The 15,083-nt window shown below is 61.3% G+C and carries 13 protein-coding genes and 1 other RNA gene; all 14 read left to right on the top strand.

Going from position 1 to position 15,083, the window contains the following annotated elements:
- Positions 1-35: 35 nt before the first annotated feature.
- On the top strand, positions 36-908 hold the full coding sequence (rsmI, locus tag MF6394_RS04170) for a 16S rRNA (cytidine(1402)-2'-O)-methyltransferase (RefSeq protein ID WP_032897619.1): 873 nt from the start codon (positions 36-38) through the stop codon (positions 906-908).
- Positions 909-1,004: 96 nt separating this feature from the next.
- Positions 1,005-1,358: RNase P RNA component class A (gene rnpB, locus MF6394_RS04175), an RNA gene on the top strand.
- Between the two features lie 355 nt (positions 1,359-1,713).
- The gene (gene mraZ, locus MF6394_RS04180; protein WP_003171868.1) at positions 1,714-2,169 is read left to right on the top strand and encodes a division/cell wall cluster transcriptional repressor MraZ; all 456 of its coding nucleotides are present in this window, start codon (positions 1,714-1,716) and stop codon (positions 2,167-2,169) included.
- The gene (gene rsmH / locus MF6394_RS04185; protein WP_003188661.1) at positions 2,166-3,113 is read left to right on the top strand and encodes a 16S rRNA (cytosine(1402)-N(4))-methyltransferase RsmH; all 948 of its coding nucleotides are present in this window, start codon (positions 2,166-2,168) and stop codon (positions 3,111-3,113) included. Before mraZ ends, rsmH begins: the two co-directional genes overlap by 4 nt.
- Positions 3,110-3,403, top strand: coding sequence for a cell division protein FtsL (gene ftsL, locus MF6394_RS04190; protein ID WP_078466217.1), 294 nt, complete (start codon positions 3,110-3,112; stop codon positions 3,401-3,403). The genes rsmH and ftsL overlap by 4 nt, the downstream gene beginning before the upstream one ends.
- On the top strand, positions 3,403-5,145 hold the full coding sequence (locus MF6394_RS04195) for a peptidoglycan D,D-transpeptidase FtsI family protein (protein ID WP_019816949.1): 1,743 nt from the start codon (positions 3,403-3,405) through the stop codon (positions 5,143-5,145). Before ftsL ends, MF6394_RS04195 begins: the two co-directional genes overlap by 1 nt.
- On the top strand, positions 5,145-6,608 hold the full coding sequence (gene murE / locus MF6394_RS04200; RefSeq protein WP_078466218.1) for a UDP-N-acetylmuramoyl-L-alanyl-D-glutamate--2,6-diaminopimelate ligase: 1,464 nt from the start codon (positions 5,145-5,147) through the stop codon (positions 6,606-6,608). The genes MF6394_RS04195 and murE overlap by 1 nt, the downstream gene beginning before the upstream one ends.
- Positions 6,601-7,971, top strand: a complete 1,371-nt coding sequence (locus MF6394_RS04205; protein ID WP_069557942.1) for a UDP-N-acetylmuramoyl-tripeptide--D-alanyl-D-alanine ligase — start codon at positions 6,601-6,603, stop codon at positions 7,969-7,971. The genes murE and MF6394_RS04205 overlap by 8 nt, the downstream gene beginning before the upstream one ends.
- The gene (mraY, locus tag MF6394_RS04210) at positions 7,971-9,053 is read left to right on the top strand and encodes a phospho-N-acetylmuramoyl-pentapeptide-transferase (protein WP_003188670.1); all 1,083 of its coding nucleotides are present in this window, start codon (positions 7,971-7,973) and stop codon (positions 9,051-9,053) included. The genes MF6394_RS04205 and mraY overlap by 1 nt, the downstream gene beginning before the upstream one ends.
- 6 nt (positions 9,054-9,059) lie before the next feature.
- Positions 9,060-10,406, top strand: coding sequence for a UDP-N-acetylmuramoyl-L-alanine--D-glutamate ligase (gene murD / locus MF6394_RS04215; protein WP_032893520.1), 1,347 nt, complete (start codon positions 9,060-9,062; stop codon positions 10,404-10,406).
- Positions 10,403-11,626 carry a putative lipid II flippase FtsW gene (gene ftsW, locus MF6394_RS04220; RefSeq protein WP_003188673.1) on the top strand — a complete coding sequence of 408 codons (1,224 nt, stop codon included), beginning with the start codon at positions 10,403-10,405 and terminating at the stop codon, positions 11,624-11,626. Before murD ends, ftsW begins: the two co-directional genes overlap by 4 nt.
- The gene (murG, locus tag MF6394_RS04225) at positions 11,616-12,686 is read left to right on the top strand and encodes an undecaprenyldiphospho-muramoylpentapeptide beta-N-acetylglucosaminyltransferase (RefSeq protein WP_003188675.1); all 1,071 of its coding nucleotides are present in this window, start codon (positions 11,616-11,618) and stop codon (positions 12,684-12,686) included. Before ftsW ends, murG begins: the two co-directional genes overlap by 11 nt.
- Entirely contained in the window at positions 12,679-14,127 is a 1,449-nt protein-coding gene (gene murC / locus MF6394_RS04230) for a UDP-N-acetylmuramate--L-alanine ligase (RefSeq protein ID WP_078466219.1), read from the top strand. The genes murG and murC overlap by 8 nt, the downstream gene beginning before the upstream one ends.
- Complete coding sequence (locus tag MF6394_RS04235; protein ID WP_078466220.1) at positions 14,124-15,080, top strand: D-alanine--D-alanine ligase; 957 nt, start codon at positions 14,124-14,126, stop codon at positions 15,078-15,080. Before murC ends, MF6394_RS04235 begins: the two co-directional genes overlap by 4 nt.
- The last annotated feature ends 3 nt before the right edge of the window (positions 15,081-15,083 follow it).

A 15,083-nucleotide genomic window follows, 5' to 3' on the forward strand; every position in this document is an offset into this window, starting at 1 on the left:
CAATGTGACTTTTGCCAACCATCGAGGTGTGCGCTTTGACTGCTCCAGGTCCTTTGAATTCCACTGCTGGCTCGCTTTTTGTGGTGGCGACGCCCATTGGCAACCTGGACGACATCAGTGCCCGGGCGCTGAAAGTGTTGCGCGAGGTGAAATTGATCGCGGCAGAAGACACGCGGCACTCCCAACGGTTGATGCAGCATTTTGGTATCAGCACGCCATTAGCGGCCTGCCACGAACACAACGAACGTGAAGAGGGTAGCCGCTTTATCACGCGTCTTTTGGCGGGTGATGACGTGGCACTGATTTCCGACGCGGGCACGCCGCTGATTTCCGACCCTGGTTACCACCTGGTCCGCCAGGCGCGCGCCGCTGGTATCAATGTAGTGCCTGTTCCAGGAGCCTGCGCGCTGATTGCTGCATTATCGGCCGCCGGGTTGCCCTCGGACCGCTTTATCTTCGAAGGCTTCCTGCCCGCCAAGGCCGTAGGGCGTCGGGCGCGTCTGCAGGCACTTAAAGAAGAGCCGCGCACCTTGATCTTCTATGAGGCCCCGCATCGCATTCTTGAATGCCTGCAAGACATGGAGCTGGTGTTTGGCGGCGAGCGCCTGGCCTTGCTGGCCCGGGAGTTGACCAAGACCTTCGAAACCCTCAAGGGGCTGCCGCTTGAGGCGTTGCGGGCGTTTGTCGAGGGCGACAGCAATCAGCAGCGCGGCGAATGCGTGGTGCTGGTAGCCGGCTGGACCGCGCCGGAGAATGAAGACGCGGTGGGCAGCGAGGCCATGCGCGTCCTCGATTTGTTGCTCAAGGAAATGCCACTCAAGCGCGCCGCCGCCCTGGCTGCCGAAATTACCGGGGTGCGCAAGAATGTGTTGTATCAGGTCGCGCTCGATAAACAGAAGGCCGAATAGTTCCGGGGCCAAAACTGTATTTCGTCTGAACGTGATGGCAATGCTGCACTTTTAATACTTGTCCTCAAGCCGCCGTGCCGTTAACCTTCGCGGCGGAGAGTCGATTGGACAGTCGCTGCCCTCTATGAAAATTAGGGGGGGGAGGAAAGTCCGGGCTCCATAGGGCGAAGTGCCAGGTAATGCCTGGGAGGCGTGAGCCTACGGAAAGTGCCACAGAAAATAACCGCCTAAGCACTTCGGTGCCGGTAAGGGTGAAAAGGTGCGGTAAGAGCGCACCGCACGACTGGCAACAGTTCGTGGCTAGGTAAACCCCACTTGGAGCAAGACCAAATAGGGTCCCAAGGCGTGGCCCGCGCTGGGACCGGGTAGGTTGCTAAAGATGTCCAGTGATGGCCATCGTAGACGAATGACTGTTCAAGACAGAACCCGGCTTACAGATCGACTCTCCACCTTTTTTCCTTGCGTTCGAATCTCGTGCGCAAACCCGGTAGTAACGCAAGAATCCCTCCCTGCCAAATCATTGGCAGATGCATCTTCGTAATACCAAAAAAATCTTACTCTTAATAAATCACTTTAACTTTAAGTCCTAGCTCTTTGAGCTATTTGCTGTTGTTGAGTCAAAAACATCGCAAAACTCTCGTTTCTCCTCCCTTTACCTTCCTAAATCTCCGTTCTGTAAGGCTTTTCCTTGTATACGCGCCTTGACGGTGTGGTGGGCGCATTCCTATAGTGTGCGCAAGTGGCGGAAAGTGGCACAAAGTGGGTTTTTTGAACGTAAAACGCTAAAATTTGGAGAAACGCATCTGTGTTTCGCGGAGCTAACGCTATCAGTCTCGATGCAAAAGGCCGTCTCGCCATGCCGAGCCGGTATCGTGACGAGCTCATTTCGCGAAGTTCAGGGCAGTTAATCATCACGATTGACGCCGTTGACCCTTGTTTGTGTGTTTACCCCCTCGACGAGTGGGAGTTGATTGAAACCAAGTTGCGCGCACTGCCTTCATTGCGTGAAGAAAACCGCCGCCTTCAGCGTTTGCTGATCGGTAATGCCGTCGACCTTGAACTCGATGGCAGCGGTCGTTTCCTGGTGCCTCCGCGACTGCGCGAGTACGCCAAGCTGGACAAGCGCGCAATGCTGGTAGGCCAACTGAACAAGTTCCAATTGTGGGACGAAGATGCCTGGGATGCTGTGTCTGCAGCGGACCTGGCTGCTATTCAACAACCGGGCGCCATGCCTGATGAACTGCGTGATTTGATCCTGTGACTATTGATAGCGGCTTTAACCACATCACCGTACTGCTTGACGAAGCCGTTGAGGCTCTCGCCGTACGTGCCGATGGCTGCTATGTCGATGGCACATTCGGCAGGGGCGGGCATAGCCGGTTGATACTCAGCCAGCTCGGGTCCGACGGCAAACTCCTCGGGTTCGACAAAGACCCTCAAGCGATTGCCACCGGGCAAGCGCTAGCGGCCGAAGACGGCCGCTTTGTCGTTGTGCAGCGCAGCTTTGCCGAGCTGGGCGCCGAAGTTGCCGAGCGCGGCATGGCGGGCAAGGTGGCCGGGGTTCTGCTCGACCTGGGCGTGTCTTCGCCGCAGCTCGATGACCCGGAGCGCGGCTTCAGCTTCATGAACGACGGCCCCCTCGACATGCGCATGGACCCTACCCGTGGAGTCAGTGCTGCACAGTTCATCGCCACCGCGCCGGTGGAAGAAATCGCCCGTGTGTTCAAAGAGTACGGTGAGGAGCGCTTCGCCGGTCGCATGGCGCGTGCCGTGGTCGAGCGCCGCGAAATCCAGCCGTTCGAACGCACCGCAGACCTGGCCGAAGTGCTGAAAGTCGCCAACCCGGCCTGGGAAAAGGGCAAGAACCCGGCGACCCGTGCGTTCCAAGGCCTGCGCATTCACGTCAACAACGAATTGGGCGATCTGGAAGCCGGCCTCGAAGCCGCTCTGGATGCTTTGGAAGTGGGCGGTCGCCTGGTGGTGATCAGCTTCCACTCCCTGGAAGACCGCATCGTCAAACTCTTCATGCGTCGTCTGGTCAAGGGCGAATCCGACAACCTGCCGCGTAACCTGCCGGTGCGTTTCGAAGCCTTTGTGCCGAAAATCAAAATCCATGGCAAAGCGCAGTTCGCTTCCGAAGCCGAACTCAAGGCCAACCCACGTTCCCGTAGCGCCGTCATGCGCGTCGCGGAGAAGTTGCGGTGAGCAAGCTTTTCGCCAAGCCCCTGCCGAGCGGCAGCTTCTTTATGTTGCTGCTGTTTGTCGGCGTGCTGGTGTCCGCGATTGCGGTGTCCTACAGCGCCCACTGGAACCGTCAGTTGCTCAATACCCTGTACGGGGAATTGAGCGTGCGTGATAAAGCCCAGGCAGAGTGGGGCCGGTTGATCCTTGAACAAAGCACCTGGACGGCCCACAGCCGTATCGAAGTGCTGGCCACCGAACAGCTGAAGATGCACATCCCTGGCGCGGCTGAAGTCCGCATGGTGGCGCCATGATGAAACTCGAAGGGGCACTCTACCCATGGCGCTTCCGCCTGATGCTCGGCTTGCTGGCATTGATGGTGGGCGCGATTGTCTGGCGCATCTTCGACCTGCAGGTCGTCGACCGCGACTTCCTGATCGGCCAGGGTGACGCCCGCAGCCTGCGGCATATTCCGATTCCTGCACACCGCGGCCTGATCACCGACCGTAATGGCGAGCCCCTGGCCGTCAGTACGCCGGTGACCACCCTGTGGGCCAACGCCAAGGAACTGCAAGTCGCCAAGGACAAGTGGCCTGAACTGGCCGCTGCCCTGGGGCAAGACCGCAAGGCCCTGACCGAGCGCCTGGAAGCCCAGGCCAATAAAGAATTCATCTACCTGGTGCGCGGGCTTACCCCTGAGCAAGGCCAGCAAGTGCTCGACCTTAAAATCCCCGGTGTCTATGGCATCGAGGAGTTTCGTCGTTTCTACCCGGCCGGTGAAACCACCGCGCATATGGTCGGCTTTACCGATATCGATGACCACGGCCGCGAAGGGGTCGAACTGGCCTATGACGAATGGCTGGCTGGGGTTCCGGGCAAACGCCAGGTCATCAAGGATCGGCGCGGCAGATTGATCAAGGACGTCCAGGTCACCAAAAACGCCAAGGCCGGCAAGCCTCTGGCGTTGTCGATCGATTTGCGCCTGCAATACCTGGCCAACCGCGAACTGCGTAACGCGATCATCGAGAACGGCGCCAAAGCCGGCAGCCTGGTGATCATGGACGTGAAGACCGGCGAGATCCTCGCCATGGTCAACCAGCCGACCTATAACCCCAACAACCGTCGCAACCTGCAACCGGCGATGATGCGTAACCGCGCAATGATCGACGTGTTCGAGCCGGGTTCGACCATGAAAGCCATCTCCATGAGCGCTGCCCTGGAAACCGGGCGCTGGAAACCCAGCGACAAGGTAGAGGTTTACCCAGGCACCTTGCAGTTGGGCAAATACACCATTCGTGACGTATCCCGCACTGAAGGTCCGGTGCTGGATCTGACAGGCATCCTGATCAACTCCAGTAACGTGGGCATGAGTAAAGTTGCCTTCGACATTGGCGGTGAAACGATCTATCACCTGGCGCAAAAAATCGGCCTGGGGCAACCCACCGGCCTCGATTTCCCAGGTGAACGCGTGGGCAACCTGCCGAACTACCGCGAGTGGAGAAAAGCCGAGACTGCCACGCTGTCCTACGGCTACGGCCTGTCGGTGACCGCCATCCAGTTGGCCCACGCTTTCTCGGTATTGGCCAATAACGGCCGCATGGTTCCACTGAGCCTGATCCATGTCGACGAAGCGCCAAAAGCCACCCAAGTGATCCCGGAAAACGTCGCCAAGACCATGCAAGGCATGCTGCAACAAGTGATCGAAGCACCGCGTGGCGTTTTCCGCGCCCAGGTGCCGGCGTACCACGTCGCGGGCAAGTCGGGTACGGCGCGTAAGACTTCGGTGGGCACCAAAGGCTATGCCGAAAACTCCTACCGTTCGCTGTTCGCCGGCTTCGGCCCGATGAGCGACCCGCGCTACGCCATCGTCGTGGTCATCGACGAGCCTAGTAAAGCCGGCTACTTCGGTGGCCTGGTTTCGGCGCCGGTGTTCAGCAAAGTGATGTCCGGCACCCTGCGCTTGATGAACATCACGCCGGACAACCTGCCGCCGACTCAACAAGCCAACGCCGGCCCACCGGCCGCAGCGGTCAAAGCCAATGGAGGGCGCGGCTGATGTCTCTTAGCCTGAACAAGATTTTTGCCCATGCCGGCCACGATCTGCTGATTCGTGAGCTGACTCTGGACAGCCGTAATGTGCGCGCCGGTGACCTGTTCCTGGCGGTACCCGGCGGCAAGCTCGATGGCCGTGCGCATATCGCCGATGCCCTGCAACGCGGTGCAGCTGCGGTCGCCTATGAAGTGGAAGGCGCCACCGTGCTGCCGATCACCGATGTGCCGTTGATTCCGGTCAAGGACCTGGCTGCGCAGCTTTCTGACATCGCCGGGCGTTTCTACGGTGACCCGAGCCGCCAACTCAACCTGGTGGGTGTGACGGGCACCAACGGCAAGACCAGCGTGACCCAATTGGTTGCCCAGGCGTTGGACCTGTTGGGTCAGCACTGCGGCATCGTCGGCACCCTGGGCACCGGTTTCTATGGCGCGCTGCAAAGCGGCCTGCACACCACGCCAAACCCGATTGCCGTGCAAGCGACCCTGGCCGACCTGAAAAAGGCCGGTGCCAAGGCGGTTGCCATGGAAGTGTCTTCCCATGGCCTGGACCAAGGGCGTGTCACTGCCCTGGCCTTTGACGTGGCGGTGATGACCAACCTGTCCCGCGATCACCTGGACTACCACGGCACCATGGAGGCGTACGCCGCCGCCAAGGCCAAGCTGTTTGCCTGGAATGACCTGAAGTGCCGGGTGGTCAACCTCGACGACGCATTCGGCCGCCAGCTGGCGGAGCAAGACAGCGACGCGCGCTTGATCAGCTATAGCCTGCAAGATGCCAGCGCCTACCTGTATTGCCGCGAAGCCCAATTCAATGACGAAGGCGTGCGCGCCACGTTGGTGACGCCGCAGGGCGAGCACCACTTGCGCAGCACCTTGCTGGGGCGGTTCAACCTGAGCAACGTGCTCGCCGCTATCGGCGCACTGCTGGGCCTGGATTACGCCTTGGATGAAATCTTGCGGGTACTGCCCAAGCTGGAAGGCCCGGCCGGTCGCATGCAGCGCCTGGGTGGCGGCACACAACCGCTGGTGGTGGTCGATTACGCCCACACCCCGGATGCCCTGGAAAAAGTCCTCGAAGCCCTGCGCCCACATGCCAAGGGCAAACTGCTGTGCCTGTTCGGTTGCGGCGGTGATCGCGATCGCGGCAAGCGCCCATTGATGGCCGAGATTGTCGAGCGCTTGGCCGATGGCGTACTCGTCACCGACGACAACCCGCGCAGCGAAGACCCGAGCCAGATTTTCGATGACATCCGTGTCGGCTTCAAAGACGCCTCCAAGGTCACCTTCGTCGCGGGCCGTGGCGCTGCCATCGCGCAGTTGATCGCCAGTGCCGGCGCGGACGACGTGGTGGTGCTCGCGGGTAAAGGCCACGAGGACTATCAGGAAATCAACGGTGAGCGCCATGCCTTCTCCGATCTGGTCGAGGCGGATCACGCCCTGACCGCCTGGGAGGTCGCCCATGCTTAAAGCGATGACATTCAGCGAGCTGGCCCAGGCCCTGTCGGCCCGTGTGCTGTCGAGCGACTGCACATTCAACGGCGTGAGTATCGACAGCCGTAACATCCAGCCGGGGCAACTGTTTGTCGCCCTGGCCGGTCCGCGTTTCGATGGTCACGACTACCTCAACGACGTTGCCGCCAAAGGTGCTGTCGGTGCCCTGGTACAGCGTGAAGTGGCCGATTCTGCCTTGCCGCAATTACTGGTAGCCGACACCCGCCTGGCCCTGGGCCAACTGGGCGCGCTTAACCGTGCCGCTTTTGATAAACCGGTGGCGGCCATTACCGGTTCCAGCGGCAAGACCACGGTCAAGGAACTGCTTGCCGGCATCTTGCGTACGCGCGGGCCGGTACTCGCGACCCGTGGCAACCTGAACAATGATTTCGGCGCACCGCTGACCCTGCTCGAACTGGCCCCGGAACACACGGCGGCGGTGATCGAACTGGGGGCTTCGCGCATCGGCGAAATCGCCTACACCGTGGCGCTGACCCAGCCGCACGTGGCGATCATCAATAACGCCGGTACCGCCCATGTCGGCGAGTTCGGCGGCCCGGAAAAAATCGTCGAAGCCAAGGGCGAAATCCTTGAAGGCCTCGACGCTTCGGGCACTGCGGTACTGAACCTGGATGACAAGGCCTTCGAGACCTGGCGTGTACGCGCCGCCGGTCGCAAGGTCCTGACGTTTGCGGTACTCAATGCCGCAGCCGATTTTTACGCCTCCAACATCAATGTCGATGCCCGTGGCTGCCCGTCCTTCACCTTGCACACCCCGCAAGGTGACGAGCACGTGCAGTTGAATTTGCTAGGCAACCATAACGTCGCCAACGCCTTGGCCGCCGCCGCTGCCGCCCATGCCCTGGGTGTGTCGCTGTTCGGTATTGCCACAGGCCTGGGCGCGGTGCAGCCGGTGAAGGGCCGCACTGTGGCGCAACTGGCTGGCAACGGCATGCGCGTGATCGATGACACCTACAACGCCAACCCGTCCTCCATCAATGCCGCTGTGGACCTGCTCAAAGGCTTTGATGGGCGCAAGGTGCTGGTACTGGGCGATATCGGCGAATTGGGCGATTGGGCTGAACAGGGCCACCGTGAAGTCGGCGCCTATGCCGCCGGCAAAGTGGACGCGCTCTACGCCGTTGGCACGAACATGGCCCATGCGGTCAACGCTTTCGGCCCTGGCGCGCGGCATTTCGCCAGCCAGGCCGAGCTGATCCAGGCGTTGACGGCGGCTGAACATGACAAACACACAACCATTTTGATCAAGGGATCGCGCAGCGCGGTGATGGAAAACGTCGTCGCAGCCTTGTGTGGCTCAAGTATGGAGAAACATTAATGCTGCTGCTGCTGGCTGAGTATCTGCAACAGTTCCACAAAGGCTTCGCGGTCTTCCAGTACCTGACCCTGCGCGGGATTCTGGGTGTGCTGACCGCGCTGTCTTTGTCACTGTTTTTAGGGCCGTGGATGATCCGCACCCTGCAGAACCTGCAAATTGGTCAATCGGTTCGTAACGACGGCCCGCAGTCGCACCTGTCCAAGTCTGGCACTCCGACCATGGGGGGCGCGCTGATCCTGTCGTCCATCGGCGTCAGCACCTTGCTCTGGGCCGACCTTCATAACCGCTACGTGTGGGTGGTGCTGCTGGTGACCCTGTTGTTCGGTGCCATCGGCTGGGTGGATGACTACCGCAAAGTGATTGAGAAAAACTCCAAGGGGCTGCCAAGCCGCTGGAAGTATTTCTGGCAGTCGGTGTTCGGCCTGGCCGCTGCGATCTTCCTGTACACCACCGCGCCAAGTGCCGTGGAAACCACCTTGATCATCCCGATGCTCAAGGATGTGAGCATCCCGCTGGGTGTCGGTTTTGTGGTGCTGACCTACTTCGTGATCGTCGGCTCCAGCAACGCGGTGAACCTGACCGATGGCCTCGACGGCCTGGCGATCATGCCGACGGTGATGGTGGGCGGCGCGCTCGGCATCTTCTGCTACCTGTCGGGTAACGTGAAATTCGCTGAGTACCTGCTGATTCCTTATGTACCGGGCGCTGGTGAACTGATCGTGTTCTGCGGCGCGCTGATCGGTGCCGGCCTGGGGTTCTTGTGGTTCAACACCTACCCGGCACAAGTCTTCATGGGCGACGTCGGCGCACTGGCGCTGGGCGCTGCCTTGGGCACCATCGCGGTGATCGTTCGCCAGGAAATCGTGCTGTTCATCATGGGCGGTGTGTTCGTGATGGAAACCCTGTCGGTGGTCATCCAGGTGGCGTCCTTCAAGTTGACCGGGCGCCGCGTGTTTCGCATGGCGCCGATTCACCACCACTTTGAACTCAAGGGCTGGCCTGAGCCACGCGTGATTGTCCGTTTCTGGATCATCACCGTGATTCTGGTACTGGTCGGCCTTGCCACCCTGAAACTGAGGTAGAAACGAGTGTCCCTGATCGCTTCAGACCACTTCCGCATCGTTGTCGGCCTCGGCAAGAGCGGCATGTCCCTGGTTCGCTTCCTGGCGAACCGGGGCACGTCGTTTGCCGTGGCCGATACGCGGGAAAATCCACCGGAGCTGGTCACGCTGCGCCGTGACTACCCGCACGTGGAAGTGCGTTGTGGCGAGCTGGATGTCGAGTTTCTGTGCCGTGCCGATGAGCTCTACGTGAGCCCGGGCCTGGCTTTGGCGACACCGGCCCTGCAAGCGGCGGCGGCCCGTGGCGTGAAGCTGTCTGGCGATATCGACCTGTTCGCGCGCAACGCGAAGGCGCCGATCGTGGCCATCAGCGGTTCCAACGCGAAAAGCACTGTCACCACCCTGGTGGGCGAGATGGCGGCGGCGGCGGGCAAGCGTGTGGCCGTCGGCGGCAATCTTGGCGTGCCGGCCCTGGACCTGCTCAGCGACGACGTCGAGCTGTACGTGATGGAATTGTCGAGCTTCCAGCTGGAAACCACCCACGACCTGGGCGCCGAAGTGGCGACAGTATTGAACGTCAGCGAAGACCATATGGACCGCTACAGCGGCCTGCCGGCTTATCACCTGGCCAAGCACCGGATCTTCCGTGGCGCCAAGCAATTTGTAGTCAACCGCCAGGATGCCCTGAGCCGTCCGCTGATGGGCGAGGGCATGCCTTGCTGGACTTTCGGCCTGGGCAAACCGGATTTCAAAGGCTTCGGCATTCGTGAAGAGAACGGCGAGAAGTACCTGGCGTTCGAATTCCAGAACCTGATGCCGGTACGCGAACTGAAAATTCGTGGCGCACACAACCAGTCCAATGCCCTTGCGGCGCTGGCGCTCGGTCACGCGGTTGGCCTGCCATTCGACGCCATGCTTGCCAGCCTGCGCACCTTTGCCGGCCTTGAGCATCGCTGCCAGTGGGTGCGCGACCTCAATGGCGTGAGCTATTACAACGACTCCAAAGCCACCAACGTCGGTGCGGCCCTGGCGGCCATCGAAGGCCTGGGTGCCGATATCGACGGCAAGCTGGTGCTGATCGCCGGTGGCGATGGCAAGGGTGCCGACTTCAAGGACCTTAAAGCGCCAGTGGCCGCCCATTGCCGCGCCGTGGTGCTGATGGGCCGCGATTCGGACCTGATCGCCGCCGCCCTCGGTGACGCTGTACCGCAAGTACGCGCAGCTTCCCTGGACGACGCCATTGCCCAGTGCAAAGCCCTGGCCCAGCCCGGCGATGCGGTGTTGCTGTCGCCCGCGTGCGCCAGCTTCGACATGTTCAAGAACTATGAAGAGCGCGGCCACCTGTTCGCCCGCGCCGTGGAGGCTTTGGCATGAGCCTCAACCTGAGAAACATCATCAAGCCCTACCCGTCGCCGATCATTACCGGGCGCGGCATTGACCTTGATTTCCCTATGCTCGCCGGTTGCCTGGCGCTGCTCGGCCTGGGCCTGGTGATGATCACCTCGGCGTCCTCCGAAGTGGCTGCCGTGCAGTCGGGCAATACGCTGTACATGATGATCCGTCACCTGGTGTACCTGGTGATCGGCCTGGGCGCCTGCATCGTCACCATGATGATCCCGATTGCCACCTGGCAGCGTCTGGGTTGGCTGATGCTGATCGGTGCGTTCGGCTTGCTGGTGATGGTGATCGTGCCGGGTATTGGCCGCGAGGTGAACGGTTCGATGCGCTGGATCGGCTTCGGCGCGTTCAACGTGCAGCCGTCGGAAATCGCCAAGGTGTTCGTGGTGATCTACCTCGCCGGTTACCTGGTGCGCCGTCAGAAAGAAGTACGCGAAAGCTGGATGGGCTTCTTCAAGCCGTTCATCGTGCTGCTGCCCATGGCTGGCCTGTTGCTGATGGAGCCCGACTTCGGGGCCACGGTGGTGATGATGGGCGCCGCCGCCGCGATGCTGTTCCTGGGTGGCGTCGGGCTGTTCCGCTTCACCTTGATGGTGGTGCTGGCGGTCGCGGCGGTGACCATCCTGGTGCAGGCGCAGCCCTACCGGATGGCGCGTTTGATCACCTTTACCGACCCTTGGTCCGACCAGTTCGGCTCCGGCTACCAGTTGACCCAGGCGCTGATCGCCTTCGGTCGCGGCGAGTGGCTGGGCGTGGGCCTGGGCAACAGTGTGCAGAAGCAGTTCTACCTGCCGGAAGCCCACACCGACTTCGTGTTCTCGGTATTGGCCGAGGAGTTGGGTGTGGTGGGTTCGCTGTGCACCGTTGCGCTGTTTGTGTTCGTTTGCGTGCGCGCCATGTACATCGGCTTGTGGGCCGAGAAGGCCAAGCAGTTCTTCGCTGCCTACGTGGCGTATGGGTTGGCCTTCCTGTGGATCGGCCAGTTCCTGATCAACATCGGTGTGAACGTCGGCCTGCTGCCGACCAAGGGCCTGACCTTGCCGTTCCTCAGTTACGGTGGCAGTTCGTTGGTGATTTGCTGCGCCTGTCTCGGCTTGTTGCTGCGTATCGAGTGGGAGAGCCGTACCCACCTGGGCAGCGAAGAGATGGAGTTCAGCGAAAGCGACTTCGCCGAGGAGCCGACCCATGGGCGCTAACGTGCTGATCATGGCGGGCGGCACTGGGGGCCATGTGTTCCCGGCCCTGGCTTGCGCCCGTGAATTCCAGAACCGTGGCTACACCGTGCACTGGCTGGGTACGCCCCGTGGCATCGAAAACGAATTGGTGCCTAATGCCGGCTTGCCGCTGCATTTGATCAACGTCACCGGTTTGCGCGGCAAGAGCAAGTTGTCGTTGCTCAAGGCGCCGTTCGTGTTGCTCAAGGCGGTCATGCAGGCGCGCAAGATCATTCGCGAGCTCAAGCCGGTGTGTGTGCTCGGCTTTGGCGGTTATGTGACCGGCCCCGGTGGCGTCGCGGCGAAACTCGCTGGCGTGCCGGTGATCGTCCACGAACAGAACGCCGTCGCCGGTACCGCCAACCGCCTGCTGGTGCCGTTGGCTGCGCGGGTGTGTGAAGCCTTCCCGAAAACCTTCGCCGCCTCCGACAAGCTTCGCACCACCGGCAACCCGGTGCGTACCGAACTGTTCATGGCCATTGCGCGTGACGCGCTGGCGGGGCGCAAGGCTCACCTGCTGATCCTGGGCGGAAGCCTGGGCGCCGAGCCACTGAATAAATTGCTGCCTGAAGCCGTTGCGCAACTTCCTGAGGATGTGCGCCCGGAGATCTTCCACCAGGCCGGCAAGAATCACGATGAAGTCACCGCCGCGCGTTATCGCGAGGCCGGTGTAGAGGCCAACGTACAGCCCTTCATCAAAGACATGGCCCAAGCCTATGGCTGGGCCGACCTGGTGGTCTGCCGCGCTGGTGCGCTGACCGTCAGTGAACTGGCGGCCGCCGGTCTGCCGTCCTTGCTGGTGCCTTTGCCCCACGCCATCGACGATCACCAGACCCGCAACGCCGAATATTTGGCCGGGGAGGGCGCTGCCTTCCTGCTGCCGCAAAGAACGACTGGCGCCGCCGATTTGGCCGCTCGCCTGACCGAGGTTTTGATGCAACCGGAACGACTCAACAGCATGGCGAGCACCGCAAGCCGCCTGGCCAAACCTGACGCAACCCGCACCGTGGTCGATATCTGCCTGGAGGTGGCCCATGGTTGAGAATCAGAAAGCCATGCCGCAACCCGAGATGCGCCGCATCCGTCGTATTCACTTCGTCGGTATCGGTGGCGTGGGCATGTGCGGCATCGCCGAAGTGTTGCTGAACCTGGGCTATCAGGTGTCCGGCTCGGACTTGAAAGAGTCGCCGGTCACCGAGCGCCTGAAGTCCTTCGGCGCGCAGATCTTTATCGGCCACCGTGCCGAGAACGCTGCCGAGGCCGATGTGCTGGTGGTGTCCAGCGCCGTGAACACCTCCAACCCGGAAGTGGCCACCGCCCTTGAGCGCCGTATCCCTGTGGTGCCGCGTGCCGAGATGCTCGCCGAGCTGATGCGCTATCGCCACGGCATCGCCGTCGCCGGTACCCATGGCAAGACCACCACCACCAGCCTGATCGCCTCGGTGTTCGCCGCCGGTGGCCTGGACCCGACCTTCGTCATCGGTGGCCGCCTGAATGCAGCCGGCACCAATGCCCAGCTAGGCACCAGCCGCTACCTGATCGCCGAAGCCGATGAAAGTGACGCGAGCTTCCTGCACCTGCAACCGCTGGTCGCCGTCGTCACCAACATCGACGAAGACCACATGGCGACCTACGACGGCGACTTCAACAAACTGAAGAAAACCTTCGTCGACTTCCTGCACAACCTGCCGTTCTACGGTTTGGCCGTGGTGTGCCTGGACGACCCGGTGGTGCGTGAAATCCTGCCTCAGGTCAAACGCCCGACCGTGACCTACGGCTTCAGCGAAGACGCCGACGTGCGCGCAATCAATGTGCGCCAGGAAGGCATGCAAACCTTCTTCACCGTGCTGCGTCCTGATCGCGAGCCGCTGGACGTGTCGGTGAACATGCCGGGCAACCACAACGTGCTGAACTCTTTGGCGACCATCTGCATTGCTACCGATGAAGGCGTCAGCGATGAAGCCATCGTCGAAGGCCTGTCGCGCTTTGCCGGTGTGGGCCGTCGTTTCCAGGTCTACGGCCAACTGCCGGTTGAAGGCGGTGACGTGATGCTGGTGGACGACTACGGTCACCACCCGACCGAAGTTGCGGCCGTGATCAAGGCCGTGCGCGGTGGCTGGCCGGAGCGCCGGCTGGTGATGGTGTACCAGCCGCACCGCTACAGCCGCACCCGTGACTTGTACGACGATTTCGTCAATGTACTGGCCGATGCCAACGTCCTGTGGCTGATGGAAGTCTACCCGGCCGGTGAAGAACCGATCCCGGGCGCTGACAGCCGCAAGCTGTGCAACAGCATCCGCCAGCGCGGCCAGTTGGACCCGATCTACATCGAGCGTGGCGTGGACCTGGCGCCAATCGTCAAGCCGCTGCTGCGTGCCGGTGACATCCTGCTGTGCCAGGGCGCCGGTGATATCGGTGGCCTTGCGCCCAAGTTACTGGCGAGCCCGCTGTTTGCAGCCGCCGCCAAGGGGAAGTCGAAATGACCACTGACTACGGCTCCCTGTTCTCCACTATTAATCCAGCCGATTTTGGTCGCGTTGCCGTGTTGTTCGGCGGCAAGAGCGCCGAGCGCGAAGTGTCGCTCAAGTCCGGCAATGCGGTGCTTGAAGCGCTGCAAAGTGCTGGTGTGAACGCGTTCGGTATTGATGTGGGCGATGACTTCCTCGCCCGTCTGCAGGCCGAAAAGATCGACCGCGCCTTTCTCATTCTTCACGGCCGCGGCGGTGAAGACGGCAGCATGCAGGGCCTGCTCGAATGCGCCGGCATCCCTTACACCGGCAGCGGCATCCTCGCCTCGGCCCTGGCGATGGACAAGTTGCGCACCAAGCAGGTGTGGCACAGCCTGGGCATTCCGACCCCGCGTCACGCCGTATTGTGCAGCGAAGACGATTGTATTTCTGCGGCCAAGGAACTGGGCCTGCCTTTGATCGTCAAACCAGCCCATGAAGGCTCCAGTATCGGCATGGCCAAAGTGAACTCGGCCGCCGAATTGATCGACGCATGGAAAGCGGCAAGTACCTACGATTCGCAAGTGTTGGTGGAACAGTGGATTTCCGGTCCCGAGTACACCATCGCCACCCTGCGTGGCCAGGTATTGCCGCCCATCGCTTTGGGCACGCCCCACACCTTTTATGACTACGACGCCAAGTACCTGGCTTCCGATACTCAGTACCGGATTCCATGCGGCCTCGAAGCAACCAAGGAACAAGAATTGATGGACCTCACGGCGAAAGCCTGTGAGGCGCTGGGTATCGCCGGTTGGGCGCGGGCAGACGTGATGCAGGATGACCAAGGGAATTTCTGGTTCCTTGAAGTCAACACCGCACCGGGCATGACCGACCACAGCCTGGTTCCCATGGCAGCCCGTGCCGCCGGTCTGGATTTCCAGCAGTTAGTGCTGGCGATCCTGGCCGACAGCATTGAGCCAAGAGGCTAAACA

Origin of the sequence: Pseudomonas sp. MF6394 (genome assembly GCF_002018845.1) — a bacterium.
Lineage (GTDB): Bacteria > Pseudomonadota > Gammaproteobacteria > Pseudomonadales > Pseudomonadaceae > Aquipseudomonas > Aquipseudomonas lactis.